The sequence below is a fragment of the Rhodanobacter sp. DHB23 genome (assembly GCF_014842975.1).
Lineage (GTDB): Bacteria > Pseudomonadota > Gammaproteobacteria > Xanthomonadales > Rhodanobacteraceae > Rhodanobacter_A.
This window is the reverse complement of record NZ_JACYXK010000003.1, coordinates 1-1042: the sequence shown is the minus strand read 5'-3', so window position 1 is coordinate 1042 and position 1042 is coordinate 1. Positions and strand designations below refer to the sequence as shown.

At 63.8% G+C, this 1042-nt stretch carries 1 protein-coding gene; it reads right to left on the bottom strand.

All coding sequences use genetic code 11. The features are described 5' to 3' along the window. Window positions 1-7: 7 nt before the first annotated feature. Complete coding sequence (locus IHE47_RS00015; RefSeq protein ID WP_192102877.1) at window positions 8-964, bottom strand: IS1595 family transposase; 957 nt, start codon at window positions 962-964, stop codon at window positions 8-10. Between the last annotated feature and the right edge of the window lie 78 nt (window positions 965-1042).

Genomic DNA, 1042 nt, shown 5'->3' with positions numbered 1-1042 from the left:
GGCCTGATTAGCGTCGAATGTCAGCTGGATCTCGAAGAGCCCGCTCTGCTTGCGGGCGGGTTCCGAGCAGCGCATGGGCCAAATCGAGCACCATGGCCGGCAAATCGAAGCGCCGGTTGAAGCGATAGGCGTGCGCATGCAGATAGCGCTGGGCGTATTTGGCAAATTTCAACGCGTGATGCGTTCCGTTGAGGGCGGTCTTGAGATTGCCCAGGATCGTGTTGACCCAGTGCAGTCGTGGTTGCTGCACCGCCTGACGGCCACGACCACACACGATGGCTTCATGGGGCACGCCCGCCCATGCCACACCGGTGAAAGCGGTCAGGCCATCGCTGAGCACGCTGGCCCCGGGTGCCAGCGCGCGCCCGGCCCATTCACACAGCGCGCTGCGCCGGAAGCTTGAGACGACGTCAAGACGCAGATGGATCGGCCGTCCCCGCTCCGTGGAGACGGCCGCGACAAAAGGGACTTTATTGGTCCACTGGGGCTCGCCCGGCCCACCGGCGCGTTCGCCGCCCAGATAGGCGTCATCCAGCTGGATCAAACCATCCAGTTGGCGCGTGGCCTCCTGATCGTTCATCGCACTCATCAACCGGTGCTTCAGGCGCCACGCCGTCCGGTAGCTCACGCCCAGTTGCCGGGCCAATTCCAGCGCGGCGATGCCGTTCTTGGCCTGCATGACCAGATAGATGGCCAGCCACCACTGTCGCAGGGGCAGCTTGGTATCGGCCATCAGCGTGCCCGCGGTGAGGCTGGTCTGCACACGGCAGGCCTGGCACTGCCATAGCTGCTGTTGGCCGCGCTGGAACGTGCTGGCCTGGTCATGCCCGCAGTGCGGGCAGACGAAGCCTTGGGGCCAACGGGCCTGAAGCAGGGCTTGCACGCATTGCTCTTCGCTACCGTAGTGCGCGTAGAAAGCCGGCAGCGAATAGCCCTTCTGAAACTGCACCCGGTTCATCGACATGGCGTCTTCCTCTCGGTGGAGACGCCATGGTTGAACATCTCCCGCTCAACAGCTGAGATTCGACGCTAATCAGGTCCC

Coding starts and splice junctions, on each gene's coding strand:
- IHE47_RS00015 (WP_192102877.1), bottom strand. CDS start 964: ATGTCGATGAACCGGGTGCAGTTTCAGAAGGGCTATTCGCTGCCGGCT.